The organism is Pseudoduganella ginsengisoli (assembly GCF_009720865.1).
Taxonomy (GTDB): domain Bacteria; phylum Pseudomonadota; class Gammaproteobacteria; order Burkholderiales; family Burkholderiaceae_D; genus Rugamonas; species Rugamonas ginsengisoli.
This window is the reverse complement of record NZ_WNLA01000008.1, coordinates 201,222-221,072: the sequence shown is the minus strand read 5'-3', so window position 1 is coordinate 221,072 and position 19,851 is coordinate 201,222. Positions and strand designations below refer to the sequence as shown.

The window sequence follows — 19,851 nt, the reverse complement described above, 5'->3', positions numbered from 1 at the left end:
TGCCGCCTGCGCCGCCGCTGCCTCGCCCTTCCTTGCCGCCGCTGACGGCGCTGCACCAGGCGCTCGCGCGGCGGCCGGTCCGGCTGCAAGTGGAACTGTGCGACACCATGCTGACCTTGGCCCACCTCGACACGATGGCCGTGGGCGACGTGCTGGCGCTGCCGGCGCGCGTCGACCACCCGTTGCGTGTGGCCGTTGCCGGCGGCACCGCCATCTGCCACGCCCACCTGGGCGCCGTGCAAGGCCACCGCGCCGTTGAATTGCTGAATCAACTGAAAACACCGACATGAAAGAAAACGAATTGAAATCCCCGCCGCAAGTCATCGAACTGCCCGAACTGCATCCGCACGGCGGCGCCCACCCTTCGCTATTGAGCGGCAACATGGACGTGATCCGCAACGTCAAAGTGCGCCTGACCGTTCGCGTGGGCGAGGCGGAAGTCAGCGTGGGCGAATTGATGCAAATGAAGGAAGAACATATCCTCAAGCTCGACGCCACGCTCGACATGCCGGTTGACGTGCTGCTCGAAGGGAATGTCGTGGCGCGCGGCCAGCTGGTTGCCGTCGACGACAATTTTGGCGTGCGCATCACGGAAGTGCCGCAGGCCGGGCAGCCATGAAGTTGACCCGCATGATGGCGGCCTGCCTGCTCTGGCTGGCGGCGCAGGCAGCGGCCGCCTCCGACACGCCTGCCCCCCCGGCGGCCTCGGCGCCGCCATCCGCATCCGCATCAGCGTCAGCAGCCGCGTCCCCGATTCCATTCAAGCGGGAAAAGCACAGCGAAGATACGCTGGCTTACCAGAGCCTTGCGGCGCTGGTGCTGGCTGCGCTGGCTGCCTATGGGATTGCGCTGGGCCTGCGCCGGCTGCGGACCGGCAGCGTGGCGCTGCCCATGCAGCGTGCGCGGCGCATCCGCGTGGCGGAATCCGTGCGCCTGGGCCGCCATCACACGCTGCACGTGGTCGAATACGACGGCGAACAATTGCTGCTGTCGGAAGGCCAGCACGGCGTGACGGTAGTCAGCCGCAAGGATGGCGCCACGGGAGCGGCACATGACTAACCGCCAAGCCCTGCAACAAGCCGGCCTCGCGCTGCTGCTGGCCGCGATGGCGGGCGCCGCCTGCGCCGCCACCGGCGCGGACGTGGCGCTGCCCGGTGTGGACGTGCGCTTCGGCGCCGCGTCCGGCGGCCAGGTGTCGTCGGCGCTGAAAATACTGCTGGGCCTGACGGTATTGAGCATCGCGCCTGCACTGCTGGTTTCCGTCACGTCGTTCATCCGCATCGTGGTGGTGCTGTCGATGCTGCGCCATGCGCTCGGCATGCAGGAAACGCCGCCCAATACCGTGCTGATGAGCCTTGCGCTGTTCCTGACGCTGTTTACCATGTCGCCCGTGCTGACCCAGGTGAACGAGCAGGCATTCCAGCCCTTCATGGAAAACCGGCTGGAAGCGGCGCCCGCGTTCGACCGTGCGCTGGCGCCGATGCGCGACTTCATGGTGCGCCAGACCCGCGAACAGGACTTGCAGCTGATGGTGGAAATCGCACACAGCCCCATGCCGGAAACCGTGGACGACATCGCCACGGTGCAGCTGATTCCCGCCTTTATGCTGTCCGAACTGCGCTCGGCATTCCAGATCGGCTTCGTGATCTTCCTGCCGTTCGTGCTGATCGACCTGATTGTTTCCACCATCCTGATGTCGCTGGGGATGATGATGGTGCCGCCGGTGACGATTTCACTGCCGCTGAAGATCCTCGTGTTCGTGCTGATCGATGGCTGGAACCTGGTCGTACGCGCCTTGCTGGGGACGTTCCAGTAACGCCATGCCGCTGCCTTCGTTCGGTCCCGGCGCCCTGGCCGCCCTGCCCCTGCCCGGCGAAGAAACGCTGTGGGCCGCCGTGCGTGCCGGCGACGACGCCGCGCGCGCACGGCTGCTGGAAGCGTACCTGCCGTTTGCCGGGGTCATGGCGGCGCGCATGTACGCCGGCCGCATCGAACATGACCTCGACTACGAAGACTACCTGCAATTCGGCACCATCGGCCTGATCGAGGCGGCCGACCGCTACGATCCGGCCCACGGTGTGCTGTTCAAGACTTACGCGGCGCACCGCATCAACGGCGCCATCCAGAATGGCCTCGAGCAGATGAGTGAAAAGCGGGTGCAGGTATCGACACGCCAGCGGCTGCGCGCGGAACGGCGCGAAGGCGCCGTTATTGCGGAAGACAAGGACGTATTCCAGCAACTGGCCGATATAGCGGTCGGCCTGGCGATCGGCTACCTGATCGACGAACCGGAGGCTTACCTGCAGGAAGACGCATCGGCGCCGCCGGTGCAGTATGGCGGCATGGAACTACAGCAGTTGCGCAACCGCATGCAGGCGCTGGTGGACGGTTTGCCGCCGCGTGAACGTTTGGTGATAAAGTATCACTACCTTCAGCAACTGCCGTTCAACCTGATTGCGGAGTCGATGGGATTGACCAAAGGCCGCGTATCGCAAATCCACAGCAAGGCGCTGGCTTTGCTGCGGGAGGCAATGAAGGCAGTCAAGGCATGCGACGTGGCGTGGTAAGCTGCGGCAACAGCAACAGGAAACCATATAGATGCCAGCGATAAGCAGCGTCCAGCAAATCGTCGCCACCCTGCGCGCGGAAATGGCGGACCACGTGGCGCGCCGCCACCGGGCAGCGGGGACACGCGTCCCGGCCAGCCCGTCCGCGCAAGCCCCCATGGGCAGCCTGATCAGCCAGCGCGTGCAGGCGCTGGACCCCGATGACCCCAGGCGCAACAGCAAGGCTTTCCGCATCTTTCTGGAATCCGTGCTGCTGTCGGAATTTGGTATGGAGCTGATCAACGACCATGCGTTTTACCGCATGGTGGACCAGGTACAAGAGCAGATGGAACAGGATCCGCGCATTGCCGATGCGATTGGACGCGCGGTGGAGAGCTTGCTGAAAAAACCCTGAGCTGAATCGCGTGCCGCAAGATCAGGCGCCGCGCGCCGCCAGCAGCGCGGCGCGCAAGCGCTCGATCTGCGTATCGAGCCGCGCATCGAGTTCCCCGCCGCCGCCTTCGACAATACAGCCCCCCAGCGCCAGCGTGGTATCGGCCACCCAGGATACCGGCGCGCCATTGTCCGCCGGCGCTTCCAGCGCGCCCACGCTGCGCAATGCGGACAAGTCGTCCGGATGCAGGCGCACCGTGACGCCGTCGCGCGCCGCCACGTGGGACACGGTTTCACGCACGATGCCGCGCACGCCTTCGGCTGTGATGGCCTTGTCGCCCAGGATGCGGCAGACGGATTCAAACGCAATGGCCACCGCCATCTCTTCCAGGCCGGCCACGCCGTTTTCCACTGCGCCATGCAGCTTGTCGACAATGGAACGCATGCGCGCCAGTTCGGCGGCAAATGCCTGGCGCGATTCCGCTGCACCCGCTTCACGGCCTTCTTGCAAGCCGCGCTGGCGCCCCATTTCACGGGCGGTTTCCGCTTCCTGTTTGAACTGGGCCAGTACCGATTCGCGGGCCTGGTCGATCAGGGCTTGCAGGTCCGGCTGCGGGGCTGCGGCGGATACAGGAGACGCTGCGGGCGACGCGGTCGGCGATGCCTCGGAAGATGCTGCCGGCAACGTAGCCTCGGCCGGCGGCTGTACGCGCTGCCGGCGCGATGGCAGTTTGCGCTTCTGGTCGGACAGCGGAGGAGAACGGAGTATGGATGCCATGGAGTGTTATCAATGTGCGGACGACATGAGACTATGTCAGATGGCGGGCGTTTTGAGAAGCGGTAAGCAGCCCTTGCCGCAGCCATGTTTTCCATCGGCGGCCCGCAACGGCCGTCCAGATAGCCGGCCTTGAGACGAGTGGATGCGTTTTACGCAAGGACTAGTTGCTGCATGGTTGCGCCAGCGTCCTGTAAAACTGTGGGGAACATGTTAGTTTCCCCACAGTGTTCCCCCCTGGAAATTGGTTTATGTTATGGTACCTTCGCGAGGCAAGGAGGTGCTGTTTTTTGTGCGCCAATCCAATGTTCAAGCCGGACTGGCAGGAAGCGGTACAGTCCGATACTCACTTACTCGGCTTACGTGGGGCTCTTCAATGCAAATACTCGGTTTTCTTGCGCTTTTCTGCTTCTTACAATGTGCGCACGCATTGGGACCAGAGGAGCAAGAGTTTGTCGGCGTAATTAACAAGAGAATCATTACACTGAAATTTCTGGATGATCCTCATTTTTATGGGGGCGGAACGCCTCAGCTCTCCCGATGCGCGCACGAATGGATGGATGATCGGGGGCGTCTTACCTGTCATTCAAAAGACAAAGGCGACAGCGGCGTGATCTATGTCGTGGCGGAAAAGAAACCGTCCCGCCTGTTCAATGAGGCACGGCAGCTGTACAAGAGTCTCTATCCAAGCGGAAAGGTCGGAACTTGGAATGAAAAAGGTGTCTACTCCGATAATTTCTACGTTTGCACACAAGGCTGCTCGAAATCGGTTCCCGAGTTCTTCATTTTGATCACGCATGGTGACTAGCAGCGAATGTTGCCCTCGTCTAGCGATTAAGGTTGGATCGTGCACAGGGCCGCAGTAGGCGCTGGGTTTTTCTCAAGCAGGTTATATCGCTCCCGCAGGCTTACCGCCGCGTATACGCACCACAGCCTGGCGGGAAGCGACGTACAAATCCCCATTGGGCGCCACGGCCAGCGCCATCACTTCGCCGAACGCACGGGGCAACGTGGCAGCTGTTCCCGGCGGACCGCCCGCGCGGCCGGCCACCGTGCTCACGGCGCCGCTGCGCGCCATGCGGCGCACCAGCGGGCCGTCTGCAATGTAGGCGTTGCCGTCGCGGTCAAATTGCATGGCGCGGATCGCGGAAAAGGCAGCATCGCGCACGGCGCCGTCCCGATAGCCGGGTTTGCCCGGTTGGCCAGCCACGGTTTGCAGCGCGCCATCCGGGCCCACCCTGGCAATGGAAAATGCGTGCGCAATATAGAGCGCGCCGTCCGGCGCCGCCGCAACAATGCCACACGGCTCGGATATCGCGCCGCCGGCGCCGGGTCCGGCCGACAAGCGTATTTCCCTCGCCTGTCCGGATGGCGGGACAACGGTCAGCATGCCGCCGAAGCAGGAATACAGGTTACCGGCACGATCTGCGTGCAAACCCTGCACCGGATGCTGCAGCGCGAATGCAGCACGGCCCGGCGCCAGCCTCTGCCACCAGCGCTGCACCACGGCGTCCTGGCGGCTTCCCACCCGGCGAATGCTTCCGCCGGGGGCGATCTGGTAGACGCCCGCATCGACCCCGGCATAGATTCCCCCCCGCTCCGCAGGCGCCAGGTCCGGTCCGGGGAAAAACTGCGCGGTATCGCCTGCGCCGGCGTCCCGTACAGTGAAGCGGCCATCCGCCGTCAGCGTGGTAACACTGCCACCGGAAACGCGGCGCAGCCGGTCGCCATCCCGGACGTACAGCACGCCGCCGTCATCAAGGGCCATATTGGCGATGCCGGTAAACCGGGCTTGCTGCGCAGGTCCGTCGCGTCCCGGAGCAAATGCCGACAATGTCCCCTTGCTCCCGCTCCCACCCCACCGGAACAAGGCGCTACCGTCCCATGCGGCGGCGTACACTGTCCCTTGCCCGTCGTAAGCCACCCCGGCAAATCCCTGCTCCAACTCCTGTGCTGGTCCGGCCAATGCCATGGCGCGGCCGTCAGGCGCCACCTTGAACAGGGTTTCTTGCGAAGGCGACGCCACCAGCAGGCCGCCTGGCGCCGCCGCTACATTGACAGCATACGGGCGCTGCCCAGGCTGGTCACCGCCGCGGCTGTCAACCAGAACACGCCGCGGCAGGCACCGTTCAGGGTCGCAGCGGGCGCCGGCTGGCGCGTTGCGCTGCGCCACTTCCAGCCATGCCGCCGCCCCGCCCTGCGGCAGGCGCAGCACCGCGCTGCCATCGGTAACGAGCAACGTGCCGTCACCCGCCACCGCCAAGCCTTGCGGAACCAGTTCCGCCGCGCCCCCTTCCGGCCCAGGCTGTAGCGGCAATGCAGCGACAAAGCCGTCCGGGGCGATCCGGCGCACCTTCAGGTTGCCGCTGTCGGCAACATACAGCACGCCATTGCCGCCGGCCGCCAGCCCTGCGGGATACGCAAACCGCGCCCGCGCTGCAGCGCCGCCACTGTCGCCCCCCTCCCCCGGCCTGCCTGCCACCAGCGATACCATGCCATCAGCCGCAATGCGGCGTATCACGTGGTTCAGGGTGTCGGCCACATACAGGTTGCCATCCCCTCCAACAGCCAGGCCGGACGGCCCGCAAAAGCGCGCCTGCGGCCCCGGTCCATCACGGTAGCCGCATTGCTCGCGGTCACCGGCCACATCCACTATGCGTCCGTCGCCGCCGACTTTGCGCACGGCATTCCCATCGGTAAAGTACACGGCGCCATCGCTGCCGCCTGCCACGCCTTGCAGCCGCAAGCCGCCCGATGCCGTCTCTGGTACAGGCATAGTGGCGCCAGCCACCAGCTCCCAGCCTTCAGGCGTCGCGCCCATGGCGCTGGCGACGGCAGGCGCAGGGCCGGCGTCCCGGCAGCCCGCGAGCCAAGCCGCACCCACAGCCAGCGCCAATCCCGGCAATATCCAGTTTTGTCGCTTCACCATAAACCTGCCCTCAGATTATTTCCACATGGAAACAATACACGGATGGACTCGCTTTTACCAGCTTTGTCCATCCGAGACATCATTTCCCTTGCAGCTGCGCCAACAGCGAACCTGCCACCGACTGGCTCAACTGCTGCATCCAAGCCTCCATCGACAGTTCACTGCCATCCGCCTGCACCTGAACCTGTACGCCAGGTATCACAATCGACGCACCGGCCACAACCGGCGCCAGCGGCGTCGCCGTGACCGGCACATCGGCCTGTACCGCCGTGGCCGACGTATCGTTCAGGTAGCTGACGTATGGATTCAGCCCGGCCGGCGTGCCGCAACCGCTGCCGCCCAGCACCTGCACGGTGAAGCCGCGCGTCACCGTTGCGGCGGAACCGTTGGACAGCTCCGTGCTGGTGGCGCGCACCTGCAGCGCAATGGCGCCAGTGAAATCGCGTGGCGGCGTCAGTTTCAACGCCGCCAGGTTCCAGCCGCTGACGTCCACCACCGCGCCGCTGACGCCGATGCTCAACTGGCGCGTGCCGTCACTGAGCACGCTGCCTTTCGGCAAGCCGATCAGTTCCGTCTTCAGCGCGGCATCGACGTCGCCGTCTGCCAGGCGTGAGCCGATCACCGGCAGCGCAATGGCAGCATTGGCGAAGCCGTACGCCACGTCAGCGCTGCGCGGCAGGGTTTCCACCACTTTCAGCGCATCGATCATGGCGCCTTTGGCCGTACTGGTGTCGGTACCGCCTTCCAGCTGGATGCGCAGCGAGCGCGGCTGCCCGTTGCCCGTGAACGTGAAGCTCAGCGCTTCCCAGTTCAGTGCACTGTTGCTGCTGGTGCCTGCGTAACTGCCCACCTGCACGCCGTCGACATAGACGCCGATGCGGGTATTGGCTGCCGCCAGCCCCAGTGCGCCGGCATAGTTGAGGCTGAACGTGTAGGTGGCGCCCGCCACGGTGCCGATCTCGCGCTCGATGCCGACCGACTGGTAACGGCTGTTGCTGCCGCTGTTGACGCCATTGGTCAGGCCCAGCCACTCGCTGCCGGCGCCTGGCGCCGGGTGCACTTCCACGTTCTTGCCCAGTGCATTCGGCATCATGTCGCCATTGCCCCAGACCAGGAACGCGTCGTCCTTGCCGGCCCGCACCGGCAACCCATCCCATCCGGCGAACTCATCATCGTTGATGACGGTCGCGCCATAGGTCGTGTCGCACACATTTTCCCAGCTGGTATCGACCACGACACGCGATACGCTGGCGGCGGCCGGCGCCAGCACGACGACCGGCGCCTGGGCAACCGCATCCACCTGCACCGTGATGGCCTTACTGATGACAGCCTGGCTGCCGCCCACGGATTCGGTGGCGGTGGCGTTCACTTGCAGGTTCAGCGCGCCGCTGAACGTGACAGGCGGCTTGATGGCCAGTGCATACGTGTTCCAGCCGGTGATGTCGGCCACCGGCTGCGCCGCCGTCACCGTGAAGCTGCGCACGCCGTCGCTGATGAACGTACCTGCCGGCAGGCCGGACAGGGTCAGTTGCAGGGTTTCCGAACCATCCGTATCCGTCAGGCCAGCCTGGATGCCCTGCAAAATCACGCTGCCGCCCTGTGTGCCGCGGTTCAGCTGCACGCTCTGGTTCAGCGCAATGTTATCGACCATCATGCCGCGCCCGCTCTTCTCGCGCTCGGTCGCGTCGGTGACGATGCGGATGGTCTGCTTGCCGCCTTTGCCCGTGAAGTTCGCCACGGCTTTTTGCCAGTTCAGCGCATTCTCCCCGCTGGTGCTGTCATAGCTGGCGATTTTCACGTCGTCCACATACACCGCAATGCGGGTGGTGTTGGCGCCATAGCCGAGACGGCCTGCCAGGTCGAAACTCAGGCTGTAGCTGGCGCCCTTGTCGGTGGTGATCTCCCGGGCAATGCCCAGGGTCTGGAACTGGCTGCCGCCGGCGTCGTTGATTTCCAGCCAGTTGTTGCCGCCGCCGGACGCCGCCGCCACCGTGTGCAGGCGGTCATTGCTGTCCGCCATGCGGTCGCCCGCCGTCCAGATTTCAAAGCCATCCTTGCCGCCGCCCAAGCCTTCGCCCTGGCCGTGCTGGTCAGTGCGCGTGACCAGGGTCCAGCCGTCAAACACGCTGGCCGCGACCAGCGTCGATTCGTCGGACACGTTCGGCGCTGCTTCCCAGCCGGTGCGGAACACTTCGCGCTGCACGGTATTGCCCAGCAGCGCCAGGCTGGCCGCATCGGCCACGGCGCGCAAGTCCAGGTTCACGACGGCCGACGCGCTGGCGCTGCCATCGGACACCGTATAGGCCAGGCGCGCATAGTGCTCGCGCTGGTTGCCATAGCCGGCCTGCGCGTAACCCGCGCCGCCGGAAGCGTTGGCACCTGGCACGAAGCGCAGCTTGCCCGCATCCAGGTCGGCCTTGACGAAGCGGCTGCCCGCCGCCGTGGCGGCCCAGCTGCCGTTTGCCTGCAAGGTCTGCAACAGGCCGTCCGCAGGCAAGGCCGTGACCGTGATGGTGAGCGCGTCGCCATCCGCATCGGCCACGCTGAAGTCGCTCCAGCGCAGGGTCAATGCCGTGTCTTCCACGCCTACCGCCACGGAATTGGCGGCAGTCGGCGCATGGGACACCGGCGTCACCGTCAAGGTCACGGTCACCACGTTGGAATCAGCCGTGCCGTCGTTGACTTTATACGTAAAGCTGTCGGCGCCGTGGTAGCCGTGCGCCGGGGCGTACGTAAAGGTGCCGTTGGCGTTCAGCGTCACCGTGCCATGCGCGGCGCCTGCCACGATCACAGCCGCCAGCACATCGCCGTCCACGTCGGATGCCGTCGCGTAGGCCGACAACGTCACCGTGCCGTTTTCCAGCAGCGTGGCCGACTGGGCTGCCAGCACCGGCGCGTCGTTGACCGGCGTGACCGTCAGGTACACGGTGGCGATGCCGGATTCCGCCGAGCCGTCGCCGACCCGGTACGTATAGCTGTCCTGGCCATTGTAGTTGGCATGCGGACGGTACGTGACGAAACCGTTGCCGTCGATGGTCAGCGTGCCATGGGCCGGACCAGCCACAATGCGCGCTGCCAGCGTGTCGCCATCGGCATCGGAAGCGGATGCCAGCAAGTTGACGGCGACGCTGCCATCTTCGGCCAGCGTGACGCGCTGGTCCGCCACCACCGGCGCGTCGTTGACGGCCGTGACGGTGATAGCCAGCGTAGCCTCGTTCGACTGCAGCGCGCCATCGCCCAGCACGAAGCGCACGCGGTCGCTGCCGGCATAGTTGGCGGCCGGCGTGTAGCGGTAGCGGCCATCGCCTTCGCGCACCAGCGACCCATGCAGCGGGCCGGCAATAATCGACGCGTCCAGCGTGGTGCTGTCCACGTCCATGCCCAGCGTGCGCAAGTCGAACACGATGCTGCCGTCTTCCTGCAAGGTGACGGCGCCATCGCGCGCCACCGGCGCATCGTTGACCGGGTTGACAGTGATGCTGACGGTGGCCACGGCGGATTGCGCCTGGCCATCGCTGACGCGGTAGCTGTAGCTGTCGCTGCCGAAGTAATCGGCGTCCGGACGGTACGTCCAGCTGCCGTCGGCATTTTGAACCAGCGTGCCGTGCGCGGGACCATCGACGACCTGCGCCGTCAGCGCATCGCCGTCAATGTCGCTGGCGCTTGCCAGCGGCTGCATGGTGACGGCGCCGTCTTCATCGACCGCAAGCGACTGGCCGGCCAGCTCTGGCGCATCGTTGACGGCGTTGACCGTCATGGCCAGTGTGGCTTCATTCGAGGCCAGCTCGCCGTCAGTCAGTGTGAAGCGCACGCTGTCGGCGCCGTTGTAATTGGCGGCTGGCGTGTAGCGGTAGCGGCCATCGGCCAGGCGTTCCAGCACGCCATGGTCCGGCTGCGCAACGATCACCGCGTCGAGCGTACTGCTGTCGACGTCCAGGCCCAACTCGCGCAGGTCGAACACGATGCTGCCGTCTTCGTCCAGCGCGGCGTGACCATCGTGCGCCACCGGCGCATCGTTGACCGGGGTGACGGTGACCAGTACTTCGGCTACGCCGGACTCGGCCTGGCCGTCGCTGACGCGGTATGTGAACCGGTCCGCGCCAGCGTAGTCGGCATCCGGACGGTACGTGAAGGTGCCGTCCGCATTGACGGTGACGGAACCATGTGCCGGGCCGGACACGATGGCGCCGGTCAGCGCGTCGCCGTCGATGTCGCGGGCGCCTGCCAGCGGATCGATCACGGCTGCACCATCTTCGGCCACCGTAGCCGTTTGCTGTTCCGCGGCAGGCGCGTCGTTGACCGGGGTAATGGTCAGGCGCAGCGTTGCTTCCTGAGATTGCAGCTTGCCGTCGCTGAGCATGAAGCGCAGCGCGTCGTCGCCGTGGAAATCAGCGGCCGGGGTGTACGACCAGCGGCCGTCGGCCAGTTGCGCCAGCACGCCGTGCGCAGGCTGCTGCGTAACGATGGCCGTCAGCAGGTCGCCTTCCCCGTCGATGCCGAACGCCGCCAGGTTGAACACGATGCTGCCGTCTTCCTGCACGTCCAATGCGGCATCCTGCGCCACCGGCGCGGTATTGGCCGGCAGCACGGTCAGGCGTACGGTGACGGGCTGCGATGCGCCGCTGCCGTCGCCGATGACGTAGGTGAATGCGTCGTCGCCAGCGTAGGCGATGTCGGCCACGTACGTGAACGTGCCGTCGGCATTGCGCGTGACGGCGCCATGCGCAGGCTGGGCCAGCACGGTGGCCGCCATCGTGTCGCCCTCCACGTCGATTGCCCCGGCCAGCGGGTCGAACGTGTAGGGCTTGCCGGCCATGATGGTCCCAGCCGTGTCCGGGGCGGTCGGGACGTCGTTGACGGAGCGGACTGTCAGGCTGACGGTGGCCACGTTGGACGTGCGGCCGTCAACCGTGTAGCGGTAGGTGAAGGTGTCGGTGCCGTGGTAGTTGGCGTCGGGAATATAGCGAATCTTGCCATCGCTTTCCATGACGACACGTCCGTGCGCTGGCCCTGTAATAACATCGATCGCACCACCCGTCTCTCCCGCAAGCAAATCATTGCTCAGAGGAGAAAATACCAGTGGCGTATCTTCACTCGCCTCTATGACGTCATCCTCGGCAATTGGAGCTTCAACCAACCGGATGTCCCGTATTGTGACGGTGCTTTGTGCTTCACCAAATCCAATCAAGCCGAATGACAGGGTCACTGGCGATCCGCTAACGACACCAGCGCCGGCAGACACCTGGGACAAGTCCACATAGTAGGTCGTGGAGCCATCCGCATTGAACTGCCTGTGCACGGATGATGCAACGCGTTCAGCACCGCTCCCTTGTACATTTAACAAAGCATCACTATTGCTGAGGCCAATCGTTCCCGCAACGGATGCTCCGGTATTCGCATTCAACAAAGCGACTTCAAATGCATCATCAGGTGCCGCCTGATTTTCCACACCCTGCAAACCCTTTGCCACGGTAAAGGACAGGAACTTATCGTTGGAGTTGACCATGAAACTTTGCGTTAACCGCGCATTTCCAGTGTCATGTTCCGCCAGGATCGCCATGCCGCTGCGATAAGTCACATTGCCTTCGGCAACCCAGCTGCGTGCCATGCTTTCGCCAGCATCACTAAAGCCACCGTTCAGCAGCGTGCCGTTCACGACCACCTGAGTATTATTGGACACGCCCATAGAGGCGCTACTGTCTGTCAACGCCAGCGTCCAGCCGCCGTAATCTGTGCGCTGCAAGTTCCCATTGAGCGTGCCTTCATAGGCTGTCAAGCCACCTCCAGCAAGTACAGCCAGTCGTCCAAGTTCCGCCAACTGCTGCTTTGTCGGTAAACGCCGCATTCCGGGCATCAAACCAGCCGCCATGAAATCATCAGGATTCCCCGCGTGTTGCAACCCCAACGCATGGCCGAGCTCGTGCAGCACTACAGACAGCATATCCATCTTGCCGTCTGCCGCCGATCCCGGTCTTGCCTGCCACACGCCTTCCTGTGAGGTAGGCAAGAATTCACTTGTTTCATCAGGCGTGGTGTCGACGAACCAGCCATATCCGGCAGCATCATCATCGAGCACTATCGCAGCATTCCTGCCCACGCCTGAAGCTGTCCCCAACACATTGCCGCCCAAGTTTGTAAACCGGAGGTTGTTTTGCATTGGTGCGTAGGCCGTCCAGTCAGGGCCGTAGCCTGTCCCGCTCAGCTGTTGCTGCACATAACTTATCAAAGTACCGGCCGTAGTCGACAACAGGCTTTGCTGGACTATTCCCGTGCCGGTGACAGGCAATGCGTTCCCAGCCACGTCGCTGCCAGCTGCACCGATATCCGTTTCCAGATGATTGGCGCCGCCTATCGCCATTTGTACCGGAGGACGGATATAGATATGGAAGTGGTCTTTATGAGGCTCCACAAAACTGCTGCCGATCCTCAGCTCGTCAAGTACCTTGTGTATTCCCGGATATTTATTAAACCCGGGGTCACCGACGTGGATATACGAGATAAGACTGTCATTACTGGTGTTGTCGCCATGAAGCAAAGCGTTTTGAATTTGACGTTTTTGCTCTTCATTTCGGCCATTGGTGATAGCCCAGTTAGTACCGTCTTTCAAGTCATTCTGGGTAGCATAATACATTGCCAACATGGCCCGGGTGGCGTCACGTTGCTGGTTTTTCTGGCCATTGGTGTCGTTTTGCTGCAGAAGATTAGTCAAGTCCAATGCGCGTGAGTTCGACCATCCGGTACCGGCGTTCGCAGGAATAGTTACAGCCTGACCCGCACCACTCGAGCCAAAGTTATCGGGATGGACATAACCCTTCAGGCCGAAGTCCATCGCCATGCCGATGTCATGCGACTTATGGCTGCTACGAGAGGTCTGCAAATTTCCGTCAACGGTCCCATTAAAGCGCATGCGGCCCGGCTTGAACTCTGACGCGGCAAATTGAGCCGCCGCCATCAAATCACGCAGCCAGCTGGAAGCAAATTGCTCCGAATTACCAGCGCTGTATGGGCCGGTTTGCGTGTTATCCCATCCTGGCAAGGATGGGTTCGTTGCCTTACGGTCAAACAATTCCATCCAGTGCGGAGCGTTGTAGGCGTTTAGCCAGGACAACGTCTTAGTGCGTTCGGCCCCTGATTCTTCGAGCACCCCGTCAGCACCAACGTTATCAGCTATTGCAGGACGATTGGCCATCGAGGCAGCCAGTTCATCCATCGCTTTCGCTTTCGCCTGTGCAAAGACAGGATCGGTATGGTTTCGTACAGCGTTCTCGATATTTTCCTTCAGGGTGCGAAGCGCTGCCTCTGCATCGGCCTGCGCTTGCACCTTGGCGTCACCTGTCAGGTTAGGGTTAAGTGCGATCGGATCCGCACTATCCCACACAATTTGCCCATTCGCAGAATTCGCCAGCGAGGGAAGCCCGTTTGATTGGTTTTTCACGCCGGTTGCAGAGACATTCACCGTGTATTTCACAGTAACAGTAAATTTTCCTGGCGGAACAGATTTAACTTGTTTACTGCCGGATTTCGAGCCCTCACCGTATCCGTACCTGATCAGCTTCTCAAATACTTTAAGGGACAGCTTATCGTTCACATCGAATTTCCCGTCAACGGTAATATTACGAGGCTCGTTGCCGTTTGCAGCCGAACCCATGGCGGGAATGCCGAGATAGGCAAGACGCTGCTCCACCCGAAGCACATCAAGAATGTCGCCCTTGCCTTCAGCAACTTCACCTTTCAGCAAGAATTCGCTGTAACCCGGATTATCCAGCGGCCGATCTCCGAACAATGCTGATGGCGCACTCGCATAATCCTCGGCTGCCAGCGCAGCGAACCCTTCCTTGGATTCATTTGCCTTGGCCGGATCACTGGAATCCTTAAACGTGAAATACACTCCGGCGCTCTTTGACACCAGAGTTTGGGCAAGACGCAATTGCTTGACATCGTCCTTGCCCAAGAGCGGCACAAAGAACAGGATCCCCGACTCAGTGAAATCTGCGTCGACCAGGCTATCCTGGCTGCGGGCGTCCGCGGATTTGCGGGAGACCGGGATAGCTTTACCGTTAGCATCTTTTTGAGAGCCAACAACCAACTTGAAGCCCTCTTTCAGCGCGCTATCTGTAAGGCGCTCGAGGTCGTACGCTGCCAATTCGAACTTCGACAGTGTCGCCATGCGCGCCACCACGCGCGCACGCTCCGGCGCGGGCATATCCGCCAGCGCTTTGGTCAAATACGAGCTGTTCAGCTTGTTTTCCTGGACAAGCAATTTTTTTGCGGTCAATTCCTTCAGGTTGACTCCGATGACGTCCCCCATGCGGCCGAACGCCGCCACTTCCACTACCGGCGGATCAAATACGGTACCGGCAGGCGGGCTGGATGGAGCCGGCACATTAAGCATGTCTTGCGGCTGCAGGATGATGTGTTTCATTTCCCTGTCTTTTTCCGGCATCGCCAACGCAGCCCGAATGAGTGCATCGACGTTCCACGCAGCATTCTGATGCGGCTTTTGGGCAGGGTCGAAGATGTTTGCGCTGAAGCCGCCTTTAAGCTGGCCGAGCAACACTTTGCTATCCTCGGACAAGGACAAATTGATGACCCCGTAACCATCGAGCGGCAATGTCGCTCCCAGGTACTTGGGATCTCCATGCTTGCCGAACGGGTCCTTCACCACCCCCAGCTTCCCGCCAACGGAAACTTTTTTTGCCGTAGCGGAGCCGCCTACCGCCAGCGGCGGAGCCGATGGGGAATACACGAACATCGGCACCTCATACATGGCTTTCCAGTACGGGTCCAGGAAGTGGTAGTTATCGTCAGCAACAATTGCGTATTCTTCACCTTCAAACTCAACCAGCACCGAACTCTGTGCCCTCTGAATATCGAGACGATCCATCAATACGTTGCTTTGGTTCATCCGAATTGCGGACATAGTTGCCTGCGTAATACGGCCTTCGCTTCTGGTGATCGTCAACGTCGACAGGCCGCGATCATAGTCGGCTACGTTAGAGACAAGGAACCGGTCCGGGTCCTTCGTCGCACTGATCACTTGTGGCGCCTTGCCACTAATTGCATCGCCCGGCAACGTGGCCGTAACAGGCGCTCCAATCGTTCCCTTCGCAAAGTTCAGCGTATCAAGATCAAATACAAGAACGTTGCCTCGCTTGTTCTTGTCGCCCAACGTCACGCTATTCGGATTTTGAGGAACCGCCACGACCAAAGTATGCTTGTCTGGCCCCAGCGTCATGCCGCCCACGCCAAGCGGCGACGCTTCTATCCCCGTACCTTGCAATACAACCGATTTGCCTTTGCGGGAACCGGAACCGATGTCCATTGCAATCAGGCGGCTTCCGCTGGCGCCGCTGCCAAAACTGCGCCCTTCACCAATGAGCAATAAATTACCCGAGGTAGCCAAGCTGGTTACGTTGGCACCAGCGTCCAGCTTAAGGGTATCGATCAGCTTGAACGTCAATGTATCAATTTCGTAGACGACGCCTTTACCACCCACGTAGACCCGGGAAAGGTCTGAACTGAAGATGGCCGGCTGAATTTTGGCTCCCGTAAGATAAGTTCCGAATTCCACGCTGCTTCCCAGCAAACCGAGCAGTGGCGTTAAACCAACGGGCTTACCCTCGCGAACGAATTGGATACCTGTCCGTGTCAGCACGGCAGCCATATCAGATTTAGGCGAAATACGCGCAGTGGCTCCCGCAAACTCCAGCTTGTCTTTACCGATGACAATGCCGGAACCGTTCAATGTGCTTTGCGGAATAATCCGCACAGCCTGCCATTGCACGTTACCAACAGCAAATTCCTTGGGCGCGGGCACCACCAAGACGCCGCTGGCAGTTCCAGGGAATTTTTTCACGTCTTTAGTAGAGCCGTCACTGAGCACTGCACGGATCACAATCTCGCCGACAAACTTGCCCGGATCCGGGTTGTCAACGTTGAAAGTAATGATTCCGCCGTCACTGCTTACCTCTGCGGACGTAATGTTCGGAAGAACAACATTTCCAAACGGTGTTTCTGCAGGTGGCAAGCGACGCCCAATGTCCAGCGTGTAAGTCTCGTTCGGCGCAATTTTCGGCAACTCCACCTGCGAGAACCTTGGAACTCCGAAGTGATAGTCAGCGACCGTGGCTGTCGTGGCTGCGGACGCGATAATGCCGATCACGCTGACGGTCGTATCCAATGCCGCAACACCGATGCCAAATGCAATGCCAACCGAGCTGAAGTGAATCATGTTGCCCGGATCGCCGACCAGGTCAAACTTCCCGCCAATCACCCCCGGAATGCGTTTGCACACCACATACTCACCCGAAGAATCCACCCCCGGATACGGCAAGCTGGCCGTGCGCGCCACGCCATCCGCGCCGACGAAGCCGTTATCGACCAGCCACCACGTATCGGCAAAGCCGCCGCCTTCCACCGGCACCTTGCCCTTGCGGAAGAACACGACTTCGTCGCCCGGCGCGGCGCCCGCGCCTTGCAGCGGGATCGCCAGTTGCAGCGCGACCTGGGTAGGATCCTGTCCTGCCTGCAAGGTAAACGCGCCCACCGCCTGCAGCACGGTTGGCGCAGGCAACGGCATACCGGCGCGCGCTTCGATGTCCTGCAAATCAATGCGGGCAATCGACACGGCCGTGTCGGCCGCCAGCGCGCCAGCACCCACCAGCACGGTTTCACCGGTGACAGCGCTGACCGCGCCACCCGTGGCCGCCGCCACTACCACGCTGCGCGGCGCCGTGACGCCGGACGCATCGGTTGCTTTCGCCGCCTGCACTGTCAGTGCAATATCGCTCTGGCCGATGCCCTGGCTCAGCACGTGGCCAGCTTCGTCTTTCTCGGTCGTCAGGTGGATGACGCTGATGGTCACCCGGCCATCCTTCAGCGCTGTGATGACGCCGTTGGCGTCCACCGTTGCCACGCTTTCATCGCTGGACACATAGCGCGTGCCGTCCGGATAGCTGATGTAAATCGCATCGGCCCCGCCACCCGCGTTTTTCACCTTGATCTGGCGGCTGCCGCCTGGCGTCAAGGTCAATGTGGCCGGGTACAGGTCCGGTGCGAAGACCGACGCTTCACCGGCGTCCTCTTCCGAAGCCGGGTCCACTACCGCGCCGGTATTGAACGCCTGCGCCGCCCGTACCGTATGCCCTTGCGCATCCGTATGGCTGACCGTCACCAGCGCCGAGCCCTGCGCACGGGCGCGCAGCACGCCGTGTCCGGCGTCCAGGTTGATGGCCTGGCTGCCCACATAGCCAAGCGGCGCCAGGTCCTGGGCCGTGATGTCCAGGTAACCGGCATTGCCATCCAGGCTGACGTTGGCCTGATCAGCAAAGTCCGCCACCGCGTGCAGCAACACGTTCTGGCCCACCGTCAAGCCGGTTAGCGGCTGCAACCGCAGCGCCACCAGCTTGGCCCCGCTGACATCCACACCCAGTTCCATCGGCGCGCCGGACGCATAGCCGTCGTCCGCCTGCACCGTAATGACCGCGTGTCCCGCATATCCTGCGTCCGGCGTAAAGATCAGCGTCTGTCCGTCGGACGCCAGGCGCGCCGTGCCGTGCGTTGCGCCCAGCACGCGCCAGAACACGCTGTCGCCTTCGAGGTCCGGCGCCAGCGTATTCAACGCCACGCTGGTGCGCAAGTCCGTGTGCGTCTTCAGGAGGCTGCTCAAGTCGCCCGCCGGCGCGGCCGGCGCCACATTGGTGCGCAAGCCATAGTTGGCGTACAGCACCTGGCGGTCGGCCTGCGTCAGCTGGCCATTGCCGTCCACATCGCCAGCCATGTCGCCGGCATTGAGCGCCTGCTCGAACAGCGCGCTGTCCGTGCCATTGATATTGCCATCGTGGTTGACGTCGCCTGCCAGCGCCACCTGCACGCTGGCGTTGCCTTCCCCTTGCAGGGTCAGCAGCTTCATGCCCTCTTCCGTCACGCGCAGCAACGTCGTGGTGCGCGCGCCATTGCGTACGCTGCCCAGTACCGTGGCGCCAACCGTGTCCAGTTGCAGATCTGCACCTTCGGTCGTGACGGCAATCATGACGGCGCCCGCCGCCCCTGGCGTCTTGACTGTCGACGCCAGCTCGCTGGCGCGGACCGTGAAGCTCAGGTTGACCGGCGTGCCCGCTTGCAGCACGCCGCTCCAGTTGCCGCCACCGGCAGCACTGGTCCAGTTGACTGCCGCGCCCAGGCTGGCCGCCACCGGCGCCGTGATCGGCGTACCATCCGGGTAATAACCGTACTGTGCCCCGGTTGCATTGCCGCCCAGCGCACGGGCCAGGGTCAGGCGGCCAGCGCTGTCGTAGCGGTACGCAAACGATGCGCCGCCGTCAGCCGCGCCGGCAACCGGGCCCGCCACGTGCACGATATGGCCCTGCGCATCACGCAGGAAGCTGACACGCGCAGCGTCGCCACCGCCCGCCAGCACGATACCGGCGTCGCTGACCAGCCACTGCTGGCCATCGGCGAACTCCACCGCCAGCACTTTGCCGTTGGCGTCGAGCTGGTAGCGGGTGCCGTCCGGTCCCGTCAGCGTATAGGCTTCCGGCTGCCATGGCAGGCCCGTGACCGCGTCATACAAACGCTGGCCCTGGCGCTGCAAGCTGACCGGCTGCGTATTCGACCCATTTTGGGTGTCGTAAGTGGACGCCTCCAGGGTCCAGCCATTGCTGGTGGTGAAGTGCGGACGCACCACCACCGGCGCACCGGCCGTGATGCCCTGGCCGTTGGCCGCCACCGCCGACGTAGTTTGGAGGGTAAAACTCAGGTATTGGGTGGCAGCCTGCGGCAAGCCCAGGCTGCCCGGTACCTGCAGCCACACGCGGGCGCCTTCGCGCCACGCCATCGTGGCGCCGGAAACGTCGACGCCCTGCTGGTCGCCCGTCAGGCGGGTGTCAAGCAGCGGCAGCGTCCAGTTGCCGAAATCTTCCGCACCGGCGTGCGCGTTCAGCGTCCGGGTCAGGGCCAGCGCGTGGCCGCCCAGCTGGAATACCGCATCCGTGACGCTGCCCTGCTCCAGTTGCTTGTCCACTGAATCTACGACGATCCGGTTGCTGATTTCACTGGTGCGGCCCGCCAGGTCCCACGCCGTCAGCCGCAGGCGGTAAACGCCATTGGCAAATTGCGCGGGATCGATGGTGGCCAGGTCCAGCTGGCCCGAGACCTGCGCGGCGGCCAGGTCGGCGCCGGCCACACGGGTCCATGCGCCGTCCGTGCCG

10 protein-coding genes (1 of these 10 cut by a window edge) are annotated in these 19,851 nt (G+C 62.9%); 7 read left to right on the top strand and 3 right to left on the bottom strand.

Annotation, left to right across the window (positions count from 1 at the left end; translation table 11 throughout):
• From GM668_RS14415 to GM668_RS14390, 6 genes are all read left to right on the top strand, one after another.
• Positions 1-290, top strand: a 290-nt coding sequence (locus GM668_RS14415; RefSeq protein WP_170305643.1) for a FliM/FliN family flagellar motor switch protein, incomplete at its 5' end; no start/stop codon positions are given.
• On the top strand, positions 287-619 hold the full coding sequence (locus tag GM668_RS14410) for a FliM/FliN family flagellar motor switch protein (protein ID WP_155439650.1): 333 nt from the start codon (positions 287-289) through the stop codon (positions 617-619). The genes GM668_RS14415 and GM668_RS14410, both read left to right, overlap by 4 nt.
• Positions 616-1,059 (top strand): flagellar biosynthetic protein FliO, encoded by a 444-nt coding sequence (locus GM668_RS14405; protein ID WP_155439649.1) that lies wholly within the window; start codon positions 616-618, stop codon positions 1,057-1,059. Before GM668_RS14410 ends, GM668_RS14405 begins: the two co-directional genes overlap by 4 nt.
• Positions 1,052-1,816, top strand: coding sequence for a flagellar type III secretion system pore protein FliP (gene fliP, locus GM668_RS14400; protein WP_155439648.1), 765 nt, complete (start codon positions 1,052-1,054; stop codon positions 1,814-1,816). Before GM668_RS14405 ends, fliP begins: the two co-directional genes overlap by 8 nt.
• A 4-nt stretch (positions 1,817-1,820) precedes the next feature.
• A complete protein-coding gene (locus tag GM668_RS14395; protein WP_170305642.1) occupies positions 1,821-2,567 on the top strand; it encodes a sigma-70 family RNA polymerase sigma factor in 747 nt (248 codons plus the stop codon).
• Between the two features lie 31 nt (positions 2,568-2,598).
• The gene (locus tag GM668_RS14390; protein WP_155439646.1) at positions 2,599-2,961 is read left to right on the top strand and encodes a hypothetical protein; all 363 of its coding nucleotides are present in this window, start codon (positions 2,599-2,601) and stop codon (positions 2,959-2,961) included.
• 21 nt (positions 2,962-2,982) lie between these two features.
• On the opposite strand, the gene GM668_RS14385 is transcribed toward GM668_RS14390, so the two are convergent.
• Positions 2,983-3,717 carry a FliH/SctL family protein gene (locus GM668_RS14385; RefSeq protein WP_155439645.1) on the bottom strand — a complete coding sequence of 245 codons (735 nt, stop codon included), beginning with the start codon at positions 3,715-3,717 and terminating at the stop codon, positions 2,983-2,985.
• Positions 3,718-4,090: 373 nt separating this feature from the next.
• Here GM668_RS14385 and GM668_RS14380 point away from each other — a divergent pair, with 373 nt between their 5' ends.
• Positions 4,091-4,522, top strand: a complete 432-nt coding sequence (locus tag GM668_RS14380) for a hypothetical protein (protein ID WP_155439644.1) — start codon at positions 4,091-4,093, stop codon at positions 4,520-4,522.
• Between the two features lie 81 nt (positions 4,523-4,603).
• Here GM668_RS14380 and GM668_RS14375 read toward each other — a convergent pair whose 3' ends face one another.
• Together GM668_RS14375 and GM668_RS14370 are read right to left on the bottom strand one after the other, a co-directional pair.
• On the bottom strand, positions 4,604-6,643 hold the full coding sequence (locus GM668_RS14375; protein ID WP_155439643.1) for an NHL repeat-containing protein: 2,040 nt from the start codon (positions 6,641-6,643) through the stop codon (positions 4,604-4,606).
• A 79-nt stretch (positions 6,644-6,722) separates the two neighbouring features.
• Positions 6,723-19,851, bottom strand: the final stretch of a protein-coding gene (locus GM668_RS14370) for a tandem-95 repeat protein (protein WP_155439642.1). Its footprint extends 25,283 nt past the window's final position; the window shows 13,129 of its 38,412 coding nt (coding positions 25,284-38,412); its start codon lies off the right edge, out of view; the stop codon is at positions 6,723-6,725.

Excerpts from the sequence above, each read along its gene's own strand:
- GM668_RS14410 (WP_155439650.1), top strand. The coding sequence starts at position 287 with ATGAAAGAAAACGAATTGAAATCCCCGCCGCAAGTCATCGAACTGCCC.
- GM668_RS14405 (WP_155439649.1), top strand. The coding sequence starts at position 616 with ATGAAGTTGACCCGCATGATGGCGGCCTGCCTGCTCTGGCTGGCGGCG.
- fliP (WP_155439648.1), top strand. The coding sequence starts at position 1,052 with ATGACTAACCGCCAAGCCCTGCAACAAGCCGGCCTCGCGCTGCTGCTG.
- GM668_RS14395 (WP_170305642.1), top strand. The coding sequence starts at position 1,821 with ATGCCGCTGCCTTCGTTCGGTCCCGGCGCCCTGGCCGCCCTGCCCCTG.
- GM668_RS14390 (WP_155439646.1), top strand. The coding sequence starts at position 2,599 with ATGCCAGCGATAAGCAGCGTCCAGCAAATCGTCGCCACCCTGCGCGCG.
- GM668_RS14385 (WP_155439645.1), bottom strand. The coding sequence starts at position 3,717 with ATGGCATCCATACTCCGTTCTCCTCCGCTGTCCGACCAGAAGCGCAAA.
- GM668_RS14380 (WP_155439644.1), top strand. The coding sequence starts at position 4,091 with ATGCAAATACTCGGTTTTCTTGCGCTTTTCTGCTTCTTACAATGTGCG.
- GM668_RS14375 (WP_155439643.1), bottom strand. The coding sequence starts at position 6,643 with ATGGTGAAGCGACAAAACTGGATATTGCCGGGATTGGCGCTGGCTGTG.